Here is a 2,953-nt window from a genome sequence, read left to right as displayed (position 1 = left end):
ACGCAAGTCGTGAGGTTTGAAGGTGCGCTCCGTCCCTACTCTATTTTCTCCACTCTTGGCAAATATTGCCCTACACGGGATGGAAAATCGAATTAAGCAGGTGTCCAAAACCACAGCCTTAATTCGATATGCCGATGACTTCGTAATAATCCATGAAGACCTAACCGTAGTTCAAAGATGTCAGCAAGTGATAACTGAATGGTTAAAAGGTATGGGATTGGAACTAAAACCTAGTAAAACACGATTAACTCATACCCTCCACAAGTATGAAGAAAATGTGGGGTTTAATTTCTTAGGTTTTAACGTCAGACAACACAAAGTTGGGACGTACCGTTCAGCCAGAAATGGCAAAAAACAACCACTAGGCTTTAACACCCTCATCACCCCAAGCAAAGAAAAAATTAAACTTCACTTAGAAGAAACAGGTGGAATAATAGACACCCACATAACAGCGCCGCAAGCGGCATTAATCAAGGCTCTAAACCCTGTCATCAGAGGGTGGGCAAACTATTATTCAACCGTAGTGAGCAATGATACTTTCCAGTTACTAAATCATCTCACTTACCAAAAACTCAGAGCTTGGGCAATACGTAGATGCCCTAGAAGTAACCAACACGAAATAGTAAATAAATATTGGCATACTGTTGGAAATGACAATTGGGTATTCAGCACACAAGACGGGTTGAAATTAGCCAGACACACAGACACTCCAATAGTGAGACACGTTAAGGTGCAAGGTGAACGCAGCCCATATGACGGAGATTGGATTTACTGGAGTACGAGATTAGGCAAGCACCCAGAAGCCACAAATAGAGTTGCAAAACTCCTGAAAAGGCAAAAAGGAAAATGCGAATACTGCGGACTGTACTTTAAAGACGGAGACTTAATGGAGATTGACCACAAAATTCCTATGAGCAAAGGAGGCAAAGACACATTCGACAATCTCCAAATAATCCACCGACACTGCCACGATAACAAAACCGCATTGGATGGCTCTAACATCCACACGGTTGGCTCTAATGAAAGTACTAGAGGAAGATTACCTTGATAATAATCCATTCTAGTCGCCTAAGCCCTCAATTGGGTAACGAGGTTCTCATGACAGGAGCCAAGTCATTGAGGAGCCGGATGATGGGAAACTATCACGTCCGGTTTTGGAGGAGAGGGTGGGGGAGCGATTCCCCACTCGACTCTAATGCAGCGTGCGCCCTTGGCGCATAGAAAGAGGAAAAGAAGATCGGTAATTTTCTAGCGGGAAGGGAGTAATAGCTATATTATTAATAACTATCACTATTAAAAATTATTAAAATCTTGACTAAAATAAGAGAATAGCCTGAAAAAGACTCATTTCAAGCGGTTTTTTACAGTGCTCGTTCAATAGTTGACATTATTTATGGTAAAAAATACCATAAAAGACAGAGGTATTCTTCCAAGGGCGCTATGCTATGACTAGTTTGCCGAGTCTGAACTGTGTATCTACAAACAATCAGCAACAGCAGAACACAGATTCTACTATTGATAACAGCTTGCTGACAGACTTTTACCAGTTGACAATGGCGGCTTGTTATGTTGGTGAAGGTGTAGAGCAACGATGGGCAAGTTTTGAGTTGTTTGTCAGACGTTTACCAGAAAGTTTTGGCTATTTGATTGCTATGGGGCTGGCGCAAGCGTTGGAATATTTGGAAAAATTCCACTTTAGTCCCTCTGGGATAGCAGCTTTGCAAGCAACAGGAATTTTTACCAATGTTCCTGAGAGTTTTTGGTCACTTCTTGCTGAGGGACGTTTTACTGGTAATATTTGGGCAGTACCTGAAGGAACAGCTGTGTTCGCGAATGAACCTCTGTTGCGAGTGGAAGCACCTCTTTGGCAAGCACAACTGGTAGAAACTTACCTTTTGAATACCTTAAATTACCAAAGTTTGATTGCGACACGCGCAGCAAGATTGCGCGATGTGGCGTCTGCAAATGCAACGCTACTGGAATTTGGAACAAGACGGGCTTTTAGCCCTCAAGCATCTTTATGGGCGGCGCGTGCAGCACTAGCTGGTGGTTTGAATGCAACCTCGAATGTGTTAGCAGCGCTACAACTGGGAGAAAAACCTAGTGGTACAATGTCCCACGCTTTGGTGATGGCACTGTCAGCAATGGAAGGTAGCGAAGACCAAGCATTCACTGTGTTTCATCGTTATTTTCCAGACGCGCCCTTGTTAATTGATACTTACGATACTATCGCTGCTGCCCAGCGGTTGTCTGCAAAGGTTAACTCAGGGGAAATCCAATTAGCAGGAGTTAGGTTGGATTCCGGTGATTTGGTATCATTGTCAAAACAAGTGCGATCGCTCCTTCCTGGTGTATCAATTTTCGCGAGTGGCGACTTGGACGAGTGGGAAATCGCGCGACTCAAAGCTGCTGGTGCAGAAATTGATGGTTATGGACTGGGAACACGATTAGTCACAGGTTCTGCTGTTAATGGAGTCTACAAACTGGTAGAAATTGATGATATCCCTGTAATGAAACACTCAAGTGGTAAGGTGACTTACCCAGGACGTAAGCAGATTTTTCGTTCTTTTGAGGGAGGTAAAGTCACAGCAGACTCTTTGGGCTTGGTGAGTGAACAACACAGAAGATATGAGAACGAAGAATTTTCTCAAGCTTCCCAAGTGCCTTTATTGCAGCTATTTGTTAAGGAAGGTAAACGGGTACAACCGCTAGAGACTTTGGCTGAAATTCGACAAAGGACTGCGACTTCGGTTGCTAGTTTACCAGAGGTGACCCGACGTTTGGACAATCCCGTATCGGTGAAAGTAGAGATTTCTGCCCAGTTACAACAGTTGACTGAAAAGACGAAGACAAGCAGATGGGGTGATGGTGTGATGGGGTGATGGGGTGATGGGGAGAATAATAATTATTAACTCCTGACTCCTGACTCCTGAATGCCAGACGCCTCAAGTCG

Annotated in this window: 2 protein-coding genes; both read left to right on the top strand. The window is 43.9% G+C overall.

The window, feature by feature from the left end:
- Positions 1-100: 100 nt before the first annotated feature.
- Positions 101-1,048: a group II intron maturase-specific domain-containing protein gene (locus DP117_RS33815; protein ID WP_348983013.1), complete on the top strand. Its 948-nt coding sequence runs from the start codon at positions 101-103 to the stop codon at positions 1,046-1,048.
- A 397-nt stretch (positions 1,049-1,445) separates the two neighbouring features.
- Positions 1,446-2,882, top strand: a complete 1,437-nt coding sequence (locus DP117_RS33810) for a nicotinate phosphoribosyltransferase (protein ID WP_169222522.1) — start codon at positions 1,446-1,448, stop codon at positions 2,880-2,882.
- Positions 2,883-2,953 lie beyond the last annotated feature (71 nt).

The organism is Brasilonema sp. UFV-L1, from assembly GCF_012912105.1.
In the GTDB taxonomy this organism is placed as follows: domain Bacteria; phylum Cyanobacteriota; class Cyanobacteriia; order Cyanobacteriales; family Nostocaceae; genus Brasilonema.
This window is presented reverse-complemented; position numbering and strand designations above follow the sequence as displayed.